This window comes from Streptomyces phaeofaciens, assembly GCF_014648915.1.
Taxonomy (GTDB): Bacteria; Actinomycetota; Actinomycetes; order Streptomycetales; family Streptomycetaceae; genus Streptomyces; species Streptomyces phaeofaciens.
On record NZ_BMSA01000008.1, the window covers coordinates 1 to 15518 of the forward strand.

14 protein-coding genes and 1 pseudogene are annotated in these 15518 nt (G+C 73.6%); 8 read left to right on the plus strand and 7 right to left on the minus strand.

Features of this window, described 5'->3' with window-relative positions:
- From IE275_RS15670 to IE275_RS15680, 3 genes and pseudogenes are all read left to right on the plus strand, one after another.
- A pseudogene (locus IE275_RS15670) lies at nt 1-189 on the plus strand (6-phosphogluconate dehydrogenase); the annotation flags it as partial.
- A 7-nt stretch (nt 190-196) separates the two neighbouring features.
- Nucleotides 197-784, plus strand: a complete 588-nt coding sequence (locus IE275_RS15675; protein WP_189711897.1) for a histidine phosphatase family protein — start codon at nt 197-199, stop codon at nt 782-784.
- A 44-nt stretch (nt 785-828) separates the two neighbouring features.
- Entirely contained in the window at nt 829-2256 is a 1428-nt protein-coding gene (locus tag IE275_RS15680) for a membrane-associated oxidoreductase (protein ID WP_189711898.1), read from the plus strand.
- Between the two features lies 1 nt (nt 2257).
- Here the strand turns inward: IE275_RS15680 and IE275_RS15685 are convergent, their stop codons facing one another.
- On the minus strand, nt 2258-4084 hold the full coding sequence (locus IE275_RS15685; protein WP_189711899.1) for a bifunctional sugar phosphate isomerase/epimerase/4-hydroxyphenylpyruvate dioxygenase family protein: 1827 nt from the start codon (nt 4082-4084) through the stop codon (nt 2258-2260).
- A gap of 13 nt (nt 4085-4097) precedes the next feature.
- On the minus strand, nt 4098-4973 hold the full coding sequence (locus tag IE275_RS15690) for a shikimate dehydrogenase (RefSeq protein WP_189711900.1): 876 nt from the start codon (nt 4971-4973) through the stop codon (nt 4098-4100).
- A gap of 148 nt (nt 4974-5121) precedes the next feature.
- Here IE275_RS15690 and IE275_RS15695 point away from each other — a divergent pair, with 148 nt between their 5' ends.
- Both IE275_RS15695 and IE275_RS15700 read left to right on the plus strand, forming a co-directional pair.
- Nucleotides 5122-5787 carry a TetR/AcrR family transcriptional regulator gene (locus IE275_RS15695; protein ID WP_189711901.1) on the plus strand — a complete coding sequence of 222 codons (666 nt, stop codon included), beginning with the start codon at nt 5122-5124 and terminating at the stop codon, nt 5785-5787.
- A 212-nt stretch (nt 5788-5999) separates the two neighbouring features.
- Nucleotides 6000-7340 (plus strand): MFS transporter, encoded by a 1341-nt coding sequence (locus IE275_RS15700; RefSeq protein ID WP_189711902.1) that lies wholly within the window; start codon nt 6000-6002, stop codon nt 7338-7340.
- A 146-nt stretch (nt 7341-7486) separates the two neighbouring features.
- On the opposite strand, the gene IE275_RS15705 is transcribed toward IE275_RS15700, so the two are convergent.
- Nucleotides 7487-7936, minus strand: a complete 450-nt coding sequence (locus IE275_RS15705) for a TIGR03618 family F420-dependent PPOX class oxidoreductase (RefSeq protein WP_189711903.1) — start codon at nt 7934-7936, stop codon at nt 7487-7489.
- Between the two features lie 120 nt (nt 7937-8056).
- Between IE275_RS15705 and IE275_RS15710 the strand changes: the two genes are divergently transcribed.
- The 3 genes from IE275_RS15710 (at nt 8057) to IE275_RS15720 (ending at nt 11347) form a co-directional block, all read left to right on the plus strand.
- Complete coding sequence (locus IE275_RS15710) at nt 8057-8653, plus strand: TetR/AcrR family transcriptional regulator (RefSeq protein WP_189711904.1); 597 nt, start codon at nt 8057-8059, stop codon at nt 8651-8653.
- On the plus strand, nt 8650-10056 hold the full coding sequence (locus IE275_RS15715) for an MFS transporter (RefSeq protein ID WP_189711905.1): 1407 nt from the start codon (nt 8650-8652) through the stop codon (nt 10054-10056). Before IE275_RS15710 ends, IE275_RS15715 begins: the two co-directional genes overlap by 4 nt.
- Before the next feature lie 61 nt (nt 10057-10117).
- Nucleotides 10118-11347: a serine hydrolase domain-containing protein gene (locus IE275_RS15720; protein ID WP_189711906.1), complete on the plus strand. Its 1230-nt coding sequence runs from the start codon at nt 10118-10120 to the stop codon at nt 11345-11347.
- A 4-nt stretch (nt 11348-11351) separates the two neighbouring features.
- Here the strand turns inward: IE275_RS15720 and IE275_RS15725 are convergent, their stop codons facing one another.
- The 4 genes from IE275_RS15725 to ribA all read right to left on the minus strand — a co-directional run bounded on the left by IE275_RS15725 (nt 11352) and on the right by ribA (nt 15513).
- Nucleotides 11352-12506, minus strand: a complete 1155-nt coding sequence (locus tag IE275_RS15725) for a saccharopine dehydrogenase family protein (RefSeq protein ID WP_189711907.1) — start codon at nt 12504-12506, stop codon at nt 11352-11354.
- A complete protein-coding gene (locus IE275_RS15730; RefSeq protein ID WP_189711908.1) occupies nt 12499-13557 on the minus strand; it encodes a saccharopine dehydrogenase in 1059 nt (352 codons plus the stop codon). Before IE275_RS15730 ends, IE275_RS15725 begins: the two co-directional genes overlap by 8 nt.
- Nucleotides 13554-14699, minus strand: a complete 1146-nt coding sequence (locus IE275_RS15735; RefSeq protein WP_189711909.1) for an NAD(P)/FAD-dependent oxidoreductase — start codon at nt 14697-14699, stop codon at nt 13554-13556. The genes IE275_RS15730 and IE275_RS15735 overlap by 4 nt, the downstream gene beginning before the upstream one ends.
- A gap of 154 nt (nt 14700-14853) precedes the next feature.
- Nucleotides 14854-15513, minus strand: coding sequence for a GTP cyclohydrolase II (ribA, locus tag IE275_RS15740; protein WP_189711910.1), 660 nt, complete (start codon nt 15511-15513; stop codon nt 14854-14856).
- Between the last annotated feature and the right edge of the window lie 5 nt (nt 15514-15518).

Here is a 15518-nt window from a genome sequence, read left to right on the forward strand (position 1 = left end):
GCACAGGACTCCGGCGAGGGCCGCTGGACGGTCGAGGCCGCCATCGACAACGCCGTTCCGCTGCCCGCCATCACCGCCTCCCTCTTCGCGCGGTTCACGTCCCGCCAGGACGACTCCCCGCAGATGAAGATGATCGCGGCCCTGCGCAACCAGTTCGGCGGCCACGCCGTCGAGTCCGCGAAGGAGTAGTCCGGCCGTGGGGGATCTTCTCCTGGTCCGCCACGGCGAGACGGAGTGGAGCGTGTCGGGACAGCACACCAGCTGGACCGACCTGCCCCTCACGGGGCACGGCGAGGAACAGGCCAAGTCCCTCGCCCCGCTCCTGTCCGGCCGGACCTTCTCGCTCGCCCTGACCAGCCCGCTGCACCGCGCCGTCCGCACGGCCGAACTCGCGGGCGTCGCCGGCGCCGTACCCGATACCGACCTGCACGAATGGGACTACGGCGGCTACGAGGGCGTCACCACCGTCGAGATACACCGCACCCGTCCCGCCTGGGACCTGTGGACCGACGGCGTGGCGCCCGGACCCTACGGTCATCCCGGTGAGTCGCCCGAGGAGATCGGGCGGCGCGCCGACCGGGTGCTCGCCCGGGTGGACGCGGCCCTCCCCGAGGGGGACGTGATCCTCGTCGCCCACGCCCATTTCCTGCGGGTGTTGACGGCCCGTCGGCTCGGACTCCCGCCCGCCGAGGGCCGGTTGTTCCAGCTGGCCACCGGCACGCTGAGCCGGCTGTCCACCGAGCACGACCGGCCCGTCGTCGCCGAGTGGAACGTACGCGCGTAGGGGGCGGTTGACACCGCTCGTGGGGCCCGCCAGAGTCGCGGCTGATGGAGATCAACGATCTGACACCGGCCGAACAGCGCGTCTGGCGGGCCTTTGCCACGGGCACGGAGGTCGACCTCCGCGGCGACGGTGAACAGTCGGTACGGGCCGCCGTGGTGCGGGCGCTGCTCCTCAACGGCCCCCGGGAGGCTGGGGAGATAGCCGCCGTCAAACTGCGCGGGGCCCGGATCACCGGCGAGCTGGACCTGCGGTACGCCACGGTCGACAGCGTCGTCCACCTCACCCACTGCCGGTTCGAGGAGCTGCCCGACCTCACCGGCGCCCATCTGCGCTACCTCAGCCTGCGCGACTCCGGGATGCCCGGTCTGTCGATGACCCGGACCCACATCGACGGCAGCCTGCGGCTCACCCGCTGCCGGTTCGACGGACCCGTGCGGCTCGACGGGTCGCAGATCAGCGGGGCGCTGTTCCTGGAGGGCGTGGAGATCACCGCGGAACCCGGGCCGCGCCCGGTGCTCCAGCTCAACCAGATCTCCGTCGACGACGACCTCTGCGCCCGCGGCCTGCGCGCCCGCGGCGCGATCCGGCTCGACGGTGCCACGATCGCCGGTTCGCTCGACCTGGAGGACGCCGACCTGGCCCACCCCGGCGGATTCGTGGTGGAGGCGGAGGCCGTCGAGATCGGCGCCAATCTGCTCGCCCGCCGGCTGCGCGCCGAGGGCCGCATCGATCTGCGCGGCGCCCGGATACCCGGCCGGGTGGATCTGCTGGACGCCCGGCTGTCCAACCCGGGCGGCACCGCGCTGCGGGCCAGCAGCTGTGTGATCGGCGAGTTCTGGCTGCGCAGGGGTCCCCGGGTCGAGGGGATGCTGAATCTGCGGCGGGCCGAGATCAACCAGCTGGACGTGGAGCCGGAGATGCTGCCCGCCCAGGTGCGGATGCTCGACCTCACCTACACCTTCCTCACCCCGCACGAGCCCCCCGAGCGCCGGCTGCCGATGCTGGAGCGCGACGGCGAGGGCTACGACCCGCACGCCTACGAACAGCTGACGGCCGCGTACCGGCGGATCGGCGACGACCAGGCCGCCCGGCTGGTCCAGCTCGCCAAGCAGCGCCGCCGCCGCTCCACGCTCCCCTGGTACGGGCAGGTGTGGGGGCATCTCCAGGACGCGGCCGTCGGCTACGGCTTCCGCCCGCTGCGCGCCGCCGGCTGGCTGCTGTCGCTGCTCGCCGTCGGCTCGCTCGTCTTCGCCGGGCACCATCCGCCGCCGCTCAAGGCGGCCGAGTCCCCCGAGTTCGATCCGGTCTTCTTCACGCTCGACCTGCTGCTGCCGGTGATCTCCTTCGGGCAGGAGAGCGCGTTCGCCCCGACCGGCGGCTACCGGACGCTGGCGTACGTCCTCGTCGTCACCGGCTGGATCCTGGCCACGACCGTCGTCGCGGGCGTGACCAGGACGGTCAGCCGGCAGTAGGTCAGCGCACGGCGTGCTGGGCCGCGAGGCGCACCGGCGCGTTGACGGCGCCGTAGCCCTGGTGGCCGGCGTCGCGCTGGACCAGTTCGAAGAAGACGCGGCCGACGGTGTGCGTGTAGCAGTGCCGGAAGGCGCCGTGCTCGTCCCGGTCGTAGAGGATGCCGAGCGCGCGGTAGGTCTCCAGCTCGCCGTCCTCGAACGGGAAGCGGGCCGCGAGGTCGTCGTAGTAGTTCGCGGGGATCGGCAGCAGCCGGCCGCCGGCCTCGGTGAAGCGGCGGGCCGCGGCGACCACGTCGTCGGTGGCCAGCGCGATGTGCCGGGCGTGGGCGGTGCCGTCGCCGGGGGCCGCGCCGACGGTGAGCGGGAGGCGGACACCGCCGTCGGCGTTGGTGACCGCCCGGCTGCGCAGCAGGCCGTAGGGGTCGGCGACGTCGACGCTCTCCCGCGCGGCCAGGCCGAGGACGGCCCGGTGGAAGAGGACGGCCTCGTCGAAGTGGTGCCAGGGCTGGGTGAGCGCCACATGGTCGACGCGCAGGTCCCGGGGGCCGGCGGCGGGGTGGGGCAGGTCCTCGAAGTCGGCGCGCCAGTCGGGGGTCGCGGGCCGGCCGGTCGCGCAGAGGAAGAGTTCCGTGCCGTCGGGGGCGGCGACCGCGTCGAGCGGGGCGTCCTCGGCGCCGCGGCGGCGGGGCAGCACGGGGGCGAGCAGGGCCTCGGCGCGGCGGGCGGCGGCGGCCGGGTCGGGCGACTCCAGGCCGATCGCGGCGAGGGTGGTGCCGTCGACGGAGGTCCGCCCGCCCGAGCGGTGCCGGGCGTCGGCCGGGGCGGCCGGGCCGGTGTTGACCAGGATCCGGGCGTCGCCCTGCTCCCACAGTTCGACGGGCTTGCCCCGGTGCCGGGCGGTCCGGGTGAAGCCCAGCCGGCCGAGGAGCGCGGTGACGGGTTCGGCGTCACGGGTGACCAGCTCGGTGAAGGCGATCCCGGTCGGCGCGAGGGGCGCGGGCAGGTCCGCGACGCCCACCTCCTCCTGGAGGACGAGCAGCGAGCGGCGGGCGTCGACGGCGGTCGGACCGGCCTCGGCCTGCCGGAAGACGTCGTTGAAGACCTCCAGGGAGAGGGGTCCCGCGTATCCGGTGCGCAGGACCCGCCGGACCAGACCGGCGACGTCGAAGCCGCCCTGCCCGGGGAAGCAGCGGTGGTGGCGGCTCCACTGGAGGACGTCCATGCCGAGCGGCGGGGCGTCGGCCAGCTGGAGGAAGAAGATCTTCTCGCCGGGGATGTCCTCGATGCCGTCGAGGTCCTCGGGGCCGGTGCTCCGGGACAGGATGTGGAAGCTGTCCAGGCAGGTGCCGAGCGCCGGGTGGCCGGCGCTCTCGACGATGCGCCAGGCGTGGTCGTACGTGCTGACGTGCCGTCCCCAGGCGAGCGCCTCGTAGGCGACGCGGACGCCGAAGTCCTGGGCCAGGTCGGCCAGGCGGCTCAGCTGCTCGGCGGCGAGCGCGTCGTCGGCCTCGGCGAGCGGGGAGACGCTGGAGCAGACCAGGACGGTGTCCGCGCCGAGCCGGTCCATCAGCGCGAACTTGTGCCGGGCGCGGCGCAGGTTGCGGGCGAACTGCTCCTCGGGCACCGCCTCGATGTCCCGCATCGGCTGGTAGAGGTCGACGGTGAGGCCGAGGTCGGCGCAGCGGGCCCGGATCTCCTCGGGGGCGAGGGGGCTGGCGAGCAGGTCGTTCTCGAAGATCTCGACGCCGTCGAACCCGGCGCGGGCGGCGGCGGTGAGCTTCTCGGTGAGGGATCCGCTCAGGGAGACGGTGGCGATGGACGTACGCATCGGGGGTACCTCTCTACTTCGGTGCGGGCACGGCCCCGGCCAGCTCGGCGAAGTGCGCGAGCATGGCGGCGCTGTCCGGTTCCCGGCCGGTGAACAGGCGGAACGCGTCCACGGCCTGGAAGACGGCCATGCCACCGCCGTCGAGCGTGGCGCAGCCCAGGGCGCGGGCGGTGCGCACCAGCTCGGTCTCCAGGGGCCGGTAGACGACCTCGGCGACCCAGAGTCCGGGGCGGAGCAGCTCGGCGGGGAAGGGCAGACCGGGGTGGGCGGCCATGCCGGTGGGGGTGGCGTGCACGACGCCGTCGGCGTGTCCGAGCAGCTCCGCCAGCCGGTCGGGGCCGGCGGCCGCGGCCCGGCCGTCGCCGAAGTGCCGGTTCAGGGAGGCGGCGAGGGCGGCCGCCCGTTCGGGCAGCGCGTCGACGACGGTGACCCGGCCGGCGCCGAGGGTGAGGGTGGCGTGCGCGACGGCCGCGCCCGCGCCGCCCGCGCCGAGCTGCACCACCCGTTCCAGCGGGGCGTCCGGCAGGCCGCGTGCGAAGGACGCGGCGAAGCCGGTGACGTCCGTGTTGTGGCCGACGGCGCGGCCGTCCTCCAGGACCACGGTGTTGACCGCGCCGAGCGCCTCGGCCTGGGGCGAGAGCCCGTCGAGATGCTCGATGACCAGCTGCTTGCAGGGGTGCGTGATGTTCAGCCCGTCGAAGCCGAGGTCGCGCGCGGCACGCACCAGGTCGCCGACCGCCTCGGGGCCGGTCCCGAGGACGTCGATGTCGATCAGCCGGTACAGGTAGCGCAGCCCCTGCCGGTCGGCCTCGCGCTCGTGCAGCGCCGGGCTGAGCGAGGGGCCGATGCCGGCACCGATCAGTCCGACGAGATACGAGTCCTTGGTCACGGCGGACCTCCTGAGCGCTGACTAATGTACGAACTAGTGAGTTAGTCATAACACTTCGCCGGGTGGCGGGGGAAGCCCTCTCACGGCACCGCCCGGGAGCGGGCTCCTAGAATCTCTGCACTGCACCCACGCCGCCCTAAGGAACACGATGACCAGCGTCGACGAACCGGCACGACCGAACGGGCGCACCCGTGACGCCGCCCGCACCCAGGCCGAGATCCTCGACGTGGCGACCGAGGAGTTCGCCCGGGCCGGCTACGCCGGGGCCCGGGTCGACGACATCGCCGCCCGCACCAGCACCACGAAGCGGATGATCTACTACTACTTCGGCGGCAAGGAGCAGCTGTTCACCGCCGTCCTGGAGCGGGCGTACGGCGTGATCCGCGAGGCCGAGCAGCGGCTGGACGTGGAGCACCTGGACCCGGTGGCGGCCATCCGGCGCCTCGCCGAGGTCACCTTCGACCACCATGAGCAGCACCCGGACTTCATCCGCCTGGTGAGCATCGAGAACATCCACGAGGCCGAGCACATCGCCGCCTCCGAGGAGCTCGGCAGGATCGGTTCGCCGGCGCTCGACGTCATCCGCCGCATCCTCGCCGCCGGGCGGGAGTCCGGCCTGTTCACGGCGGACGTGGACGCCGTCGACCTGCACGCGATGATCAGCTCGTTCTGCTTCTTCCGGGTGGCCAACCGGCACACCTTCGGCGCCCTGTTCGGCCGCGACCTGGTGGATCCGGCCCAGCGCGAGCACTACCGGACCATGCTCGGCGACATGGTGATCGCCTATCTGACGGCGGAGCGGACCGCGGGCTGAGGGCCGGGGGGCGGCACCTCTTGACACCCGGGAAACCTAGGCGCAACATCCCTTCCCACCGGGACTAACTATCCAGTGGGTTAATTAGCCGCGATCCGGCGCCTTGCTTCCCGCTCCCCTCCCCCCGCACCCCTCGCACCCTCGCACCCCTCGCACCCCTCCCTTCCTCCGCTCACTCCGCCCGCGTCGGAGTTCCCTCGAAGGAGCACGCCGTGTCCGTCCCCGCCGCACCTCCCGGCCAGCCGAAGAAAGCCGCCACCGCGGCGTGGATCGGCAGCGCTCTGGAGTACTACGACTTCTTCATCTACGGCAGCGCCGCCGCGCTGATCTTCCCGAAGGTCTTCTTCGACGAGTCGGACCCCGCCACCGCGACCCTGCTCTCGCTGGCCACCTTCGGTGTCGCCTACGCGGCCCGCCCCGTCGGCGCGCTCTTCCTCGGCCACTTCGGCGACCGGCTGGGCCGCAAGAAGATCATGGTCTTCACGCTGATCCTGATGGGCCTGTCGACCTTCCTCATCGGCTGTCTGCCCACCCGCGACCAGGTCGGCACCCTCGCCCCGGTCCTGCTGGTCGCCTGCCGGGTCCTCCAGGGCATCTCCGCGGCCGGCGAGCAGGCCAGCGCCAACTCCATGACGCTCGAACACGCGCCACCCCACCGGCGGGGCTTCTTCACCAGCTTCACCCTGAGCGGCACCCAGGGCGGGCAGCTCCTGGCCACCCTGGTCTTCCTCCCGGTCGCCGCGCTGCCCGAGGACCAGCTGCTGTCCTGGGGCTGGCGGGTGCCGTTCTGGATGAGCGTCGCGGTCGCCGTCGTCGGCTTCGTGATCCGCCGCAAGCTGGACGAGACCCCGGCGTTCGCCGCCCAGCAGGCCACCGGCGAGGTCGCCAAACTGCCGCTGGTCGTGCTGCTGCGCGAGCACTGGGCCGACGTCCTGCGGGTCGTCGGCGGCGCGCTGGTCGCCTCGGTCAGCACCATCTTCACGGTGTGGGCGCTGGCGTACGCGACCAGCGACGCGGTCGGCATGAGCCGTTCCTCGATGCTGTGGGTGGGCGCGCTGGCCAACCTGGTCGCGCTGGCCGCCATCCCGGCCTGGGCCACACTCTCCGACCGCATCGGCCGCCGTCCGGTGTTCCTGATCGGCGCGGCCGGCAGCGCGGTGCTGATGTTCCTGTACCTGTGGGCGATCTCCACGGGCTCCTACCCGCTGATCCTCGTCCTGGGCATCGTCACCTTCGGCGTGGTCTACAGCGCCGCGAACGGCGTGTGGCCCTCCTTCTACGGCGAGATGTTCACGACCCGCGTCCGGCTGTCCGGGATGGCGATCGGCACCCAGATCGGCTTCGCCGTGGCCGGTTTCGCGGTCACCTTCGCCGCCGAGATCGCCGGCCCGAACGGCGACGACTGGTCCTCGGTGGCACTGTTCACGGCGGCGCTGTGCGTCCCGCCGGTGATCGCCGCCCTGTCCGCCCGCGAGACCGCGAAGGTCCCGACCGAGCGGCTGGGCGAGCGGACCGCCCAGGACCCGTCCCCCCGCGAGACGGTCACCGCCTGATCCCGCCCCCCGGCCGGGTCACCGTCTGCCCCCCTTCCCCGGCCCGGGTCACCGCCCGCCCCCGTCCCCCGAAAGCCCGAGCCCCCGGACGCCTGCACGGCTCCGGGGGCTCGGGCGCGTCCGGGGGCGTCGTCACCCCGGCCTCGTCACCCTTCGTCGCCGCCCCGCGGAATCCCGTACGCCCGTTCCACCCGCAGTCGCAGGACCAGGCGGCGGTCGCGGACCATGGCGGCGCGGTAGTCCTCCCAGTCGGGGTGTTCGCCCTGGACGTCGCGGTAGAGGCGGACGAGTTCCTCGACGGTGGCGTCGTAGGGGTCCTCGGCGACCGGCGTGAGGTCGGCGGTGGCCTCGACGACCGTGTAGGCGCGGTGGCCGGGGGTGGTGACGTGGTACGACGCGCGTGGGTCGCGGCGCAGGTTACGGGTCTTGGCGCGGTCGTCCGTGACGGAGATCCGGATGACGCCCTCGTCCGGATAGTAGTGGTGGCTGACGTTCGACAGCTGGGGCCGGCCGTCGCGCTTGAGGGTGACCAGCACTCCGCCGCGGCCCTCGGAGAGCAGCGCGAGCAGTGCGTTGCGCGTCGTGTCCTGAGTCATATCCGCACAACCGGGAGCCGCCCTGCCCACATTCCCCGGACACGGAAGCAGGCACGGGAGCAGGCACGGGAGTGGACGCAGGAGTAGACGCTGTCTACCAACGACTGGTAGACAGTGTCTATGAGCGTTCCCGAGAAGCCCGACCCCGATCTGCGGACCCGGCTCGTCGACGTCGGCGTCGACCTGGTGGCCCTGGAGGGCGTCGGCGCACTGACGCTGCGGGAGATCGCCCGCAGGGCCGGCGTCTCGCACGGCGCCCCGCGCCGCCACTTCCCCACGCATCTGGAGCTGCTGTCGGCCATCGCCCGGCGCGGGTTCACCGAACTGGCCGTGCGGGTGACGACCACCCTCGGCGACGGCACCGCGAGCCCGCGCACCCAGCTCTCCGAACTGGGCCGCGCCTACCTGGAGTTCGCACTGGACAACCCCGGCATGTACGAACTGATGTTCCGTCATGACCTGCTGGAGAGCGGCCATCTGCGGCTGCGGGACACCAGCCTGCCGCTGTTCGGCGTCCTGGTGGACCTGGTCGGCCGCGTGCGCCCGGACGACCGCGCCGACAGCCGCGCCGTCGCGGCCGCGCTGTGGGCGAACCTGCACGGCATCGCCCAGCTGTGGGGCTGGGGCAGCCTCCAACTCGCCACGGGCACCGCCGACTTCACCCCCCTGCTGCGGACGGCCCTGGACGCGCACCTCGGACCGGAGGACGGCCGGTGAACCGTCCCCTGACGTTGGCGAGCAGTGTGGCGGGCGCCGTGATCGTCGCCCTGGACGGCACCGTTCTCACCGTCGCCCAGCCCACCCTGCGCCACGATCTGCACGCCTCGGTCGGACAGGTCCAGTGGACCACCACCGGCTATCTCGTCGCCGTGGCCGCCCTGCTGATCTTCGCGGGCCGGCTCGGCGATCGGCACGGCCACCACCGTCTGTTCGCCGTCGGCATGCTGGGCTTCGGAGCGGCGTCGGCGGGCATCGCGCTCGCGCAGGACGTGCGCTGGGTGATCGGACTGCGAGTGGTGCAGGGCGTGTTCGGGGCGCTGCTGCAACCGGCCACGCTCGGGATGCTGCGGGCCGCGTTCCCGCCGGAGGCGCTGCGCGGGCCGATCGCCGTGCGGACGGTGGCCATCGGGGTCGCGGCGGCCGCCGGTCCGGTGGTGGGCGGGGCGCTCGCCACGGAGTTCGGCTGGCGGTCGGTGTTCCTGCTCACCGTCGTCCCCACCCTGCTCTTCGGTCTGCTCGCCCTCACGGTCCGGGAGGACGCGCGACCGGCCGCCGACGGCCCGCTGGACGTACCCGGCGCCCTGCTGCTCGGGGCGGCCCTGGCCTGCCTGGTGCACACCCTCGTCACCCTCCCGTCCCTGACCTGGTCGGCGCCCGTGGCCCTGCTCGCCGGCGCGGCCTTCGTCCGGCACGAGCGCCGCGCCGCCACGCCGCTGCTCCCGGCGGACGTGGTCGGCTCCCCTGCCGTCGGCGCCGCCCTCGCGCTGCTCGTCACCGTGTCGGCCGCGCTCAACGGCGGGGTGTTCGCGTGCGTCTACGTCCTCCAGGACGGCCTCGGCCTGACCCCGCTGCACAGCGCGCTGCTCTCGCTGCCGCTGGCGGCCCTGCTGATCGCCGCCGCACCGGTGTCCGCCGTGCTGCTGCGCCGGTCCGGCGCCCGTGCCACGGTCGCGGGCGGGACGGCGGTGCTCGCCGCCGGCCTGCTCGTCCTGTCCCGCGCCCCGGGCCCGGCCGCCTACTGTGCCGGGTTCGCGCTGGTCGGCGCCGGGTTCGGCACCGTGATGGTCGCGGCCACCCATGTCGTCGTACGACAGGCCCCGGTGGCGTCGGCGGGGGTCGCGGGCGGGTTGCAGCAGACGGCGATGAACATCGGCCCGGTACTGGGCGTGGCCTCGGCGACGGTGCTCATGGACACCGGCGCGGCCCGCTCGCCGCTGGTGGTGCTGGCGGTCGCGGCGGTCGCGGTCCTGCCGATCTGCCGGGCCCTGCCGGGCCGTTCCCCCCGCGTCCCGGCCGGTCCCCCGACCGGACCCGCCGCTGGTGGAAGCGACACACCCCACATCGGTCACGGCCGCGAAACGGGTCCGTACGCCCGCTTCCTGGGCAACGATGGGCACTGAGGTCGTCCGCCGGCCGTGACCGGCCGGACCGTACCTCGCACGAGCGCACCGGAGGAGAACGATGGCACTGCTGCGGCAAGAGGTCGACCCGAGCGAGGTCGGGCTGGACGCGAAGGCGCTGGACCGACTCGACCAGCATGTCGCCCACTTCGTGGACGAGGGACGGCTGCCCGGGTTCCTCCTCGCCGTCTCCCGGGGCGGCCGGGTCGCGCACCTCACCACGCACGGCCGGCGGGACGTCGCCCGGAACCTCCCGGTCGAGGCGGACACCCTGTACCGGATCTACTCGATGACCAAGCCGGTCACCTCGGTCGCCGCCCTGATACTGATGGAGGAGGGCCGGCTGGGGCTCGACGACCCGGTCGCCGACCACCTCCCGGCCTTCGCCGACCGGCGGGTGTACACCGGTGGCTCCGGCGCCGGTACGACGACCCGCCCGGCCGAACGGCCCCTGCTGGTGCGCCATCTGATGACCCACACCGCGGGCCTGACCTTCGCCTTCTACCACTGTCACCCCGTCGACGCCCTCTACCGCGAGGCCGGACTGGAGTCGGCGGTGCTGCCCGGCTCGGACCTCGCCGAGACCGTCGACGCGTACGCGCGGCTGCCGCTCCAGTTCGAACCGGGTACGCAGTGGAACTACTCGGTGGCCACCAATGTGCTGGGCCGGATCATCGAGGTCGTCTCCGGACAGCCCCTCGACACGTTCGTCACCGAGCGGATCCTGCGCCCGCTGGGCATGCCGGACGCCGGCTTCCAGGTCAGCGGGGCCCAGGCCCCCCGGCTGGCCGAGCTGTACGGCGACGCCGAGGGCGGTGGCATCGAGCCGATCGCCGGGCTGCCGCTGACCGGCCGCCCCCGCTTCCTGTCGGGCAGCGGCGGCATGGTGGCGACCGCCTACGACATCCACCGCTTCAGCGAACTGCTGCGCCGCCGCGGCGAACTCGACGGCGTGCGCCTGCTCGCCCCCGAGACGGTCGACCTGATGACCCGCAACCAGCTGCCGGGCAACGCCGACCTGCGGGCCTTCGGCAGCCGCCCCGCCCACGACGAACCCGGCAACGACGGCGTCGGCTTCGGCCTGGGCGTCTCCGTCGTCATCGACCCGGAGCGCACCCAGGCCCCCTCCGGGCTGGGCACCTACGGCTGGAGCGGGGTCGCCACCACCACGTTCTGGATCGACCCGAGCCGTGATCTGAGCGTGCAGTTCCTGACCCAGCTGAGGCCGCGGAAGTCGCTGAAGCTCTACCCCGACCTCAAGCGGCTGGTCCACGAAGCGGTGACGGACTGACCGGTCAGCCGTCCTCGCGCAGAGTGAACGCCACTCCCTCCGCGGCGAGTTCGTCCAGCCATCGCGCGGAGCGTTCCGCGGTCTCCGCCGCCCGGTTCAGGCCCGGCGGCAGAGTGCCGTCCAGGATGTGCCGGACACCGAGCGCGAGGGTGCGCGACACGCACCGCGCCATCGCGCTCTCCTCCTCGTCGCCCACCAGGTCCAGGAGGAGGCTCCCGGACCACGCCGGGCCGCCGTGCGCCTCGACGTCCAGGGACACCGCGAGCACGACCCGGTCCCGGTCGGCGTCCGTGGTGGGGTAGGCGTCGGCCAGCTCCCGGGCCAGCGCCGCGATCCGGTCGTCGTCGCCCGCCGTCAGCTCCTCGAACACCGGAGCCCAGGCCCGCAGCCAGCCGTCGAGCCGGAGGGTGCCGCGTACGAAGGTCTCCGGCTTCCAGGCCGCGGGCAGCCCGTACTGCTCGATGAACGGCACACTGTCGCGGTTGGGGTAGACCTCGAAGGTCTCCCCGTCGACGAGGTGCCGGCGGGTGGCCTCCCAGGGCCGTCCGGCGACCGTCTCCACGCCGTCCTCGACGTACCGGGCGGGCGAGCGCAGGGCGTTCAGCACCCCGAGCGGCGCCCAGCTGAAGCGGTAGCGGAAGTCGTTGGGGACCGCGGGAACGCCCCCGCAGTACGAGGTGAGGCGGTACGAGGCCGGCGCGGCGGGGCCGATCGCCGCCCGGGCGCGGGCCACGAGGGCGTGCGCGAAGAGGTGGTCGATCCCGGGGTCGAGTCCGGCCTCGGTGAGGACGGTGATCCCGGCCCGCCGGGCCGCCGGCACCTGCTCCAGGACCGCGTCCGAGACATAGCTGGAACAGGCGAAGTGGGCCCGCCGGTCCACGCACGCGGCGAGCAGCGGGCCGTGCTCGGGCGCGGGCAGCATCGACACGACGACGTCCCCGGGCGCCAGTTCGGCCGTCAGCGCCCGAAGCGTGTACGCGCGTGGCTCGGCGCGCCCGGTCAGGCCCAGCGCGGTGAGGGCCCCGGCCGCCCGCTCGGCCGTGCGGTGCCACAGCCGTACCCGGCCGGCGCGCTCGCAGAGGGCGGCCAGGCCGCTGCCGGTGGAGAGTCCGGCGCCGACCCAGTGGACGGTGCCGCTCGCGGGAACGGGGTCAGACACGGCCGGACTCCTCCTCGTCGACGCCGAGTTCACGGCAGGCCAGCCGGAAGCGCTCCTGGCAGCGCCCCCACGGGGCGCCGGCGAAGTCCAGCAGCTGGGGCAGCAGGTCCCGCGAGAAGTCCGCGCTGGACTCGCGCGGCAGCAGGGACGGCAGGTTGTCGATGGCGATCAGGTCGAGCGGGGGCTCCTTGGCCAGCCGGCGCACCGGGTCCGTCCACTCGGTCGTCCGGTCGTACACCGGCAGCACGTTGAGGGGCGAGCCGACGTCGCAGGTGACGTCGGACAGGGTGCGCAGCCGGCGCGCCGGGTCGTCGAGGTCCTCCTCGCGGACGAACGGGGGCACCGGGGTGGTGGCGAGGACGCAGTTGACCAGCACGTCGTGGTCCAGCAGGGCCCTGCGGTCCAGGTCACGGGTCTCGGCGAGATCCCAGCAGGTCGGCTCGACGCCGGCCGTTTCGAGCGCGGCACGGGCGCCCCGGCCGCTGCGGCCCAGGGCGCCGACGACGAGGGCGGTGAACTCCTTCTCGCCGGGGGCCGGGCGCAGGACCGCCTCCAGCGCGTCCTTGTCCGTGGGGCGCAGCGGCGCGGTCAGCCGGTCCCGGTGCCGCAGCACCGCGAGGGCCGCGCCGAGGTAGCCCGCCCAGAAGCCGAAGGCGGCGAGGCGCCGGCCCCGGTCGTCGACGAGGTACTCCAGGTCGAGCAGGGCCCCTCCCCCGGCGGCGAAGCGGCGCAGCAGGTCCGCCGCGCCCGGCTGTCCCTTGTAGGCGTGCCCGAAGAAGATGTGGCGGTGCGTCAGCTCGCCCGGCTCGTCGGGGAGTTCCTTCAGGCCGAGGACCACGGTGTCGCGGGGCGCCGACTCCCAGGAGCCCGCGGGGACGATCCGGGCGCCCACGGCCTCGTACTCGGCGGCCGGGAAGATCCGCTGGGGGGACTCCTCGACCGTCAGCCGCACACCGCCGCGGACGAGGCGGCGGGCGTCGTCGGGGACGACCGGGGTGCGGCGTTCGGTGGAACGGACCTCGTGGCGCAGCCACAGATGCAGGTCGGTCATACGCGGTTTGCCTCCGGACGCGGGGCGTCGGCCGCGAACCGGCCGGCGCTCAGGGGGGTGACGTCCACGAAGGGTACGCGGCCGAGGTACAGGTCACGGACGACCTCGCCGACGGCGGGTCCCTGGAGGAAGCCGTGTCCGGAGAAGCCGGTCGCGTACAGGAAGCGGGAGACCGAAGTGGCCTCGCCGATCAGGGCGTTGTGGTCCGGGGTGACCTCGTACAGGCCCGCCCAGCCGCCCGTGCGGCGCAGGTCGAGCAGGGACGGGGCGCGCTCCTGCATGGCGGCGGCGAGGCGCGGGATCCAGCGGTCGTGGGTGTCGGTGGCGAAGCCCGGGCGCTCGTCGGGGTCGGACATGCCGACGAGGAGACCGGGGCCCTCGCCGTGGAAGTAGAGGGTGCTCGTGAAGTCGATGGTCATCGGCAGGTCCGGGGGGAGGCCGGGGACGGGTTCGGTGACCGCGATCTGCCGGCGCAGCGGCTGCACCGGCAGGTCCACCCCGGCCATGGCGCCGACGGCCCGGGACCAGGCGCCGGCCGCGCAGATCACCGTGTCGGTGGTGATGCGGCCCAGGGTGGTGGTCACCGCGGTGATGGTGTCGCCGCGCGTCTCGATGCCGGTGACGGCCGTGTGCCGCAGGATCCGGGCGCCGTGCCGGCGGGCGGCGGCCGCGTATCCGTGGACGACGGCCTCGGGGGTGCAGTGGCCGTCGTCGGGCGAGAACGCGGCGGCCAGCAGACCGTCGGTCCTGATCAGCGGGGAGAGCCTGCGGGCCTCGGTGGGGTCGATCATCCGGCTGGGCACGCCGAGCGCGTTCTGCAGCCGGACGCCCGCCTCGAAGGAGGCGACCTCCTGCGGCGTCGACAGGAGGAAGAGATAGCCGACGCGGCGCAGTCCGATGTCGGTCCCGATCTCCTGCCCGAACCGTGCGAACGCCTCCAGGCTGCGCGCCCCCAGCTGGATGTTCAGCTCGTCGGAGAACTGGGCGCGCACGCCGCCCGCGGCCTTCGAGGTCGACCCGGCGGCGAGTTCGTCCCGCTCCACCAGCAGGACGTCGGGGACGCCGGCGGCGGCCAGATGGCAGGCGATGCTCGTGCCCATCACTCCGCCGCCGATGACGACGACCGAGGCATGCGTGTTCACGCGGGCGGCTCCTTTCGGCGGCGGCCCCGGCCCGTGGACCGAGGCCGGGGCTGGCGTGTGCCGTGGCCGTCGTGATCCCTACCCGCCCGGGACCCGGATCCCCCCGAGCCGGGGACCCCCCTCCCGTCCGTCGCGGCGGCGGCCCGGAGCGCGCTCAGGACCAGTGCGCGACCGCGTCCAGGTGCGGCAGCCGGTGGTCCATGCGCTCCCGCTTGGTGCGCAGGTAGGTGATGTTGTTCTCGCAGGGCTCGATCAGCAGCGGCACCTCCTCGGCGACCTGGATGCCGTTGTCCACCAGTGCCTCGCGCTTGCGCGGGTTGTTCGACATCAGCCGGACCGAGCGCACACCCAGGTCGCGCAGGATGTCGGCGGCCACCTTGTAGTCGCGGGCGTCCACCGGGAAGCCCAGCGCGACGTTGGCCTCGACGGTGTCCAGGCCCTCGGCCTGGAGGGCCATCGCCCGCAGCTTGCCGAGCAGCCCGATGCCGCGCCCCTCGTGCCCGCGCAGATACACGACTATCCCGCTGCCCTCGGCGACGACGGCCCGCAGCGCGGACTCCAGCTGGTCGCCGCACTCGCAGTGCTGGGATCCGAAGGCGTCACCGGTGAGGCACTCGGAGTGCAGCCGGGTCAGGACGCCTTCGCTGCCGATCTCGCCGTAGACCAGGGCCACTTGTTCGTCACCGCGGTCGTGGTCGAGGAATCCCACCGCCTGGAATTTCCCGTAGACGGTGGGCAGTGGCGCATTCACGACGCGTTCCACGCCGGTGCGCTGCGGGGTCTTCGTGCCGAGTACGCCAATGTTCTCTGTCATGATCT

Coding starts and splice junctions, on each gene's coding strand:
- IE275_RS15680 (WP_189711898.1), top strand. CDS start 829: ATGGAGATCAACGATCTGACACCGGCCGAACAGCGCGTCTGGCGGGCC.
- IE275_RS15685 (WP_189711899.1), bottom strand. CDS start 4,084: ATGCGTACGTCCATCGCCACCGTCTCCCTGAGCGGATCCCTCACCGAG.
- IE275_RS15695 (WP_189711901.1), top strand. CDS start 5,122: ATGACCAGCGTCGACGAACCGGCACGACCGAACGGGCGCACCCGTGAC.
- IE275_RS15705 (WP_189711903.1), bottom strand. CDS start 7,936: ATGACTCAGGACACGACGCGCAACGCACTGCTCGCGCTGCTCTCCGAG.
- IE275_RS15710 (WP_189711904.1), top strand. CDS start 8,057: ATGAGCGTTCCCGAGAAGCCCGACCCCGATCTGCGGACCCGGCTCGTC.
- IE275_RS15720 (WP_189711906.1), top strand. CDS start 10,118: ATGGCACTGCTGCGGCAAGAGGTCGACCCGAGCGAGGTCGGGCTGGAC.
- IE275_RS15730 (WP_189711908.1), bottom strand. CDS start 13,557: ATGACCGACCTGCATCTGTGGCTGCGCCACGAGGTCCGTTCCACCGAA.
- ribA (WP_189711910.1), bottom strand. CDS start 15,513: ATGACAGAGAACATTGGCGTACTCGGCACGAAGACCCCGCAGCGCACC.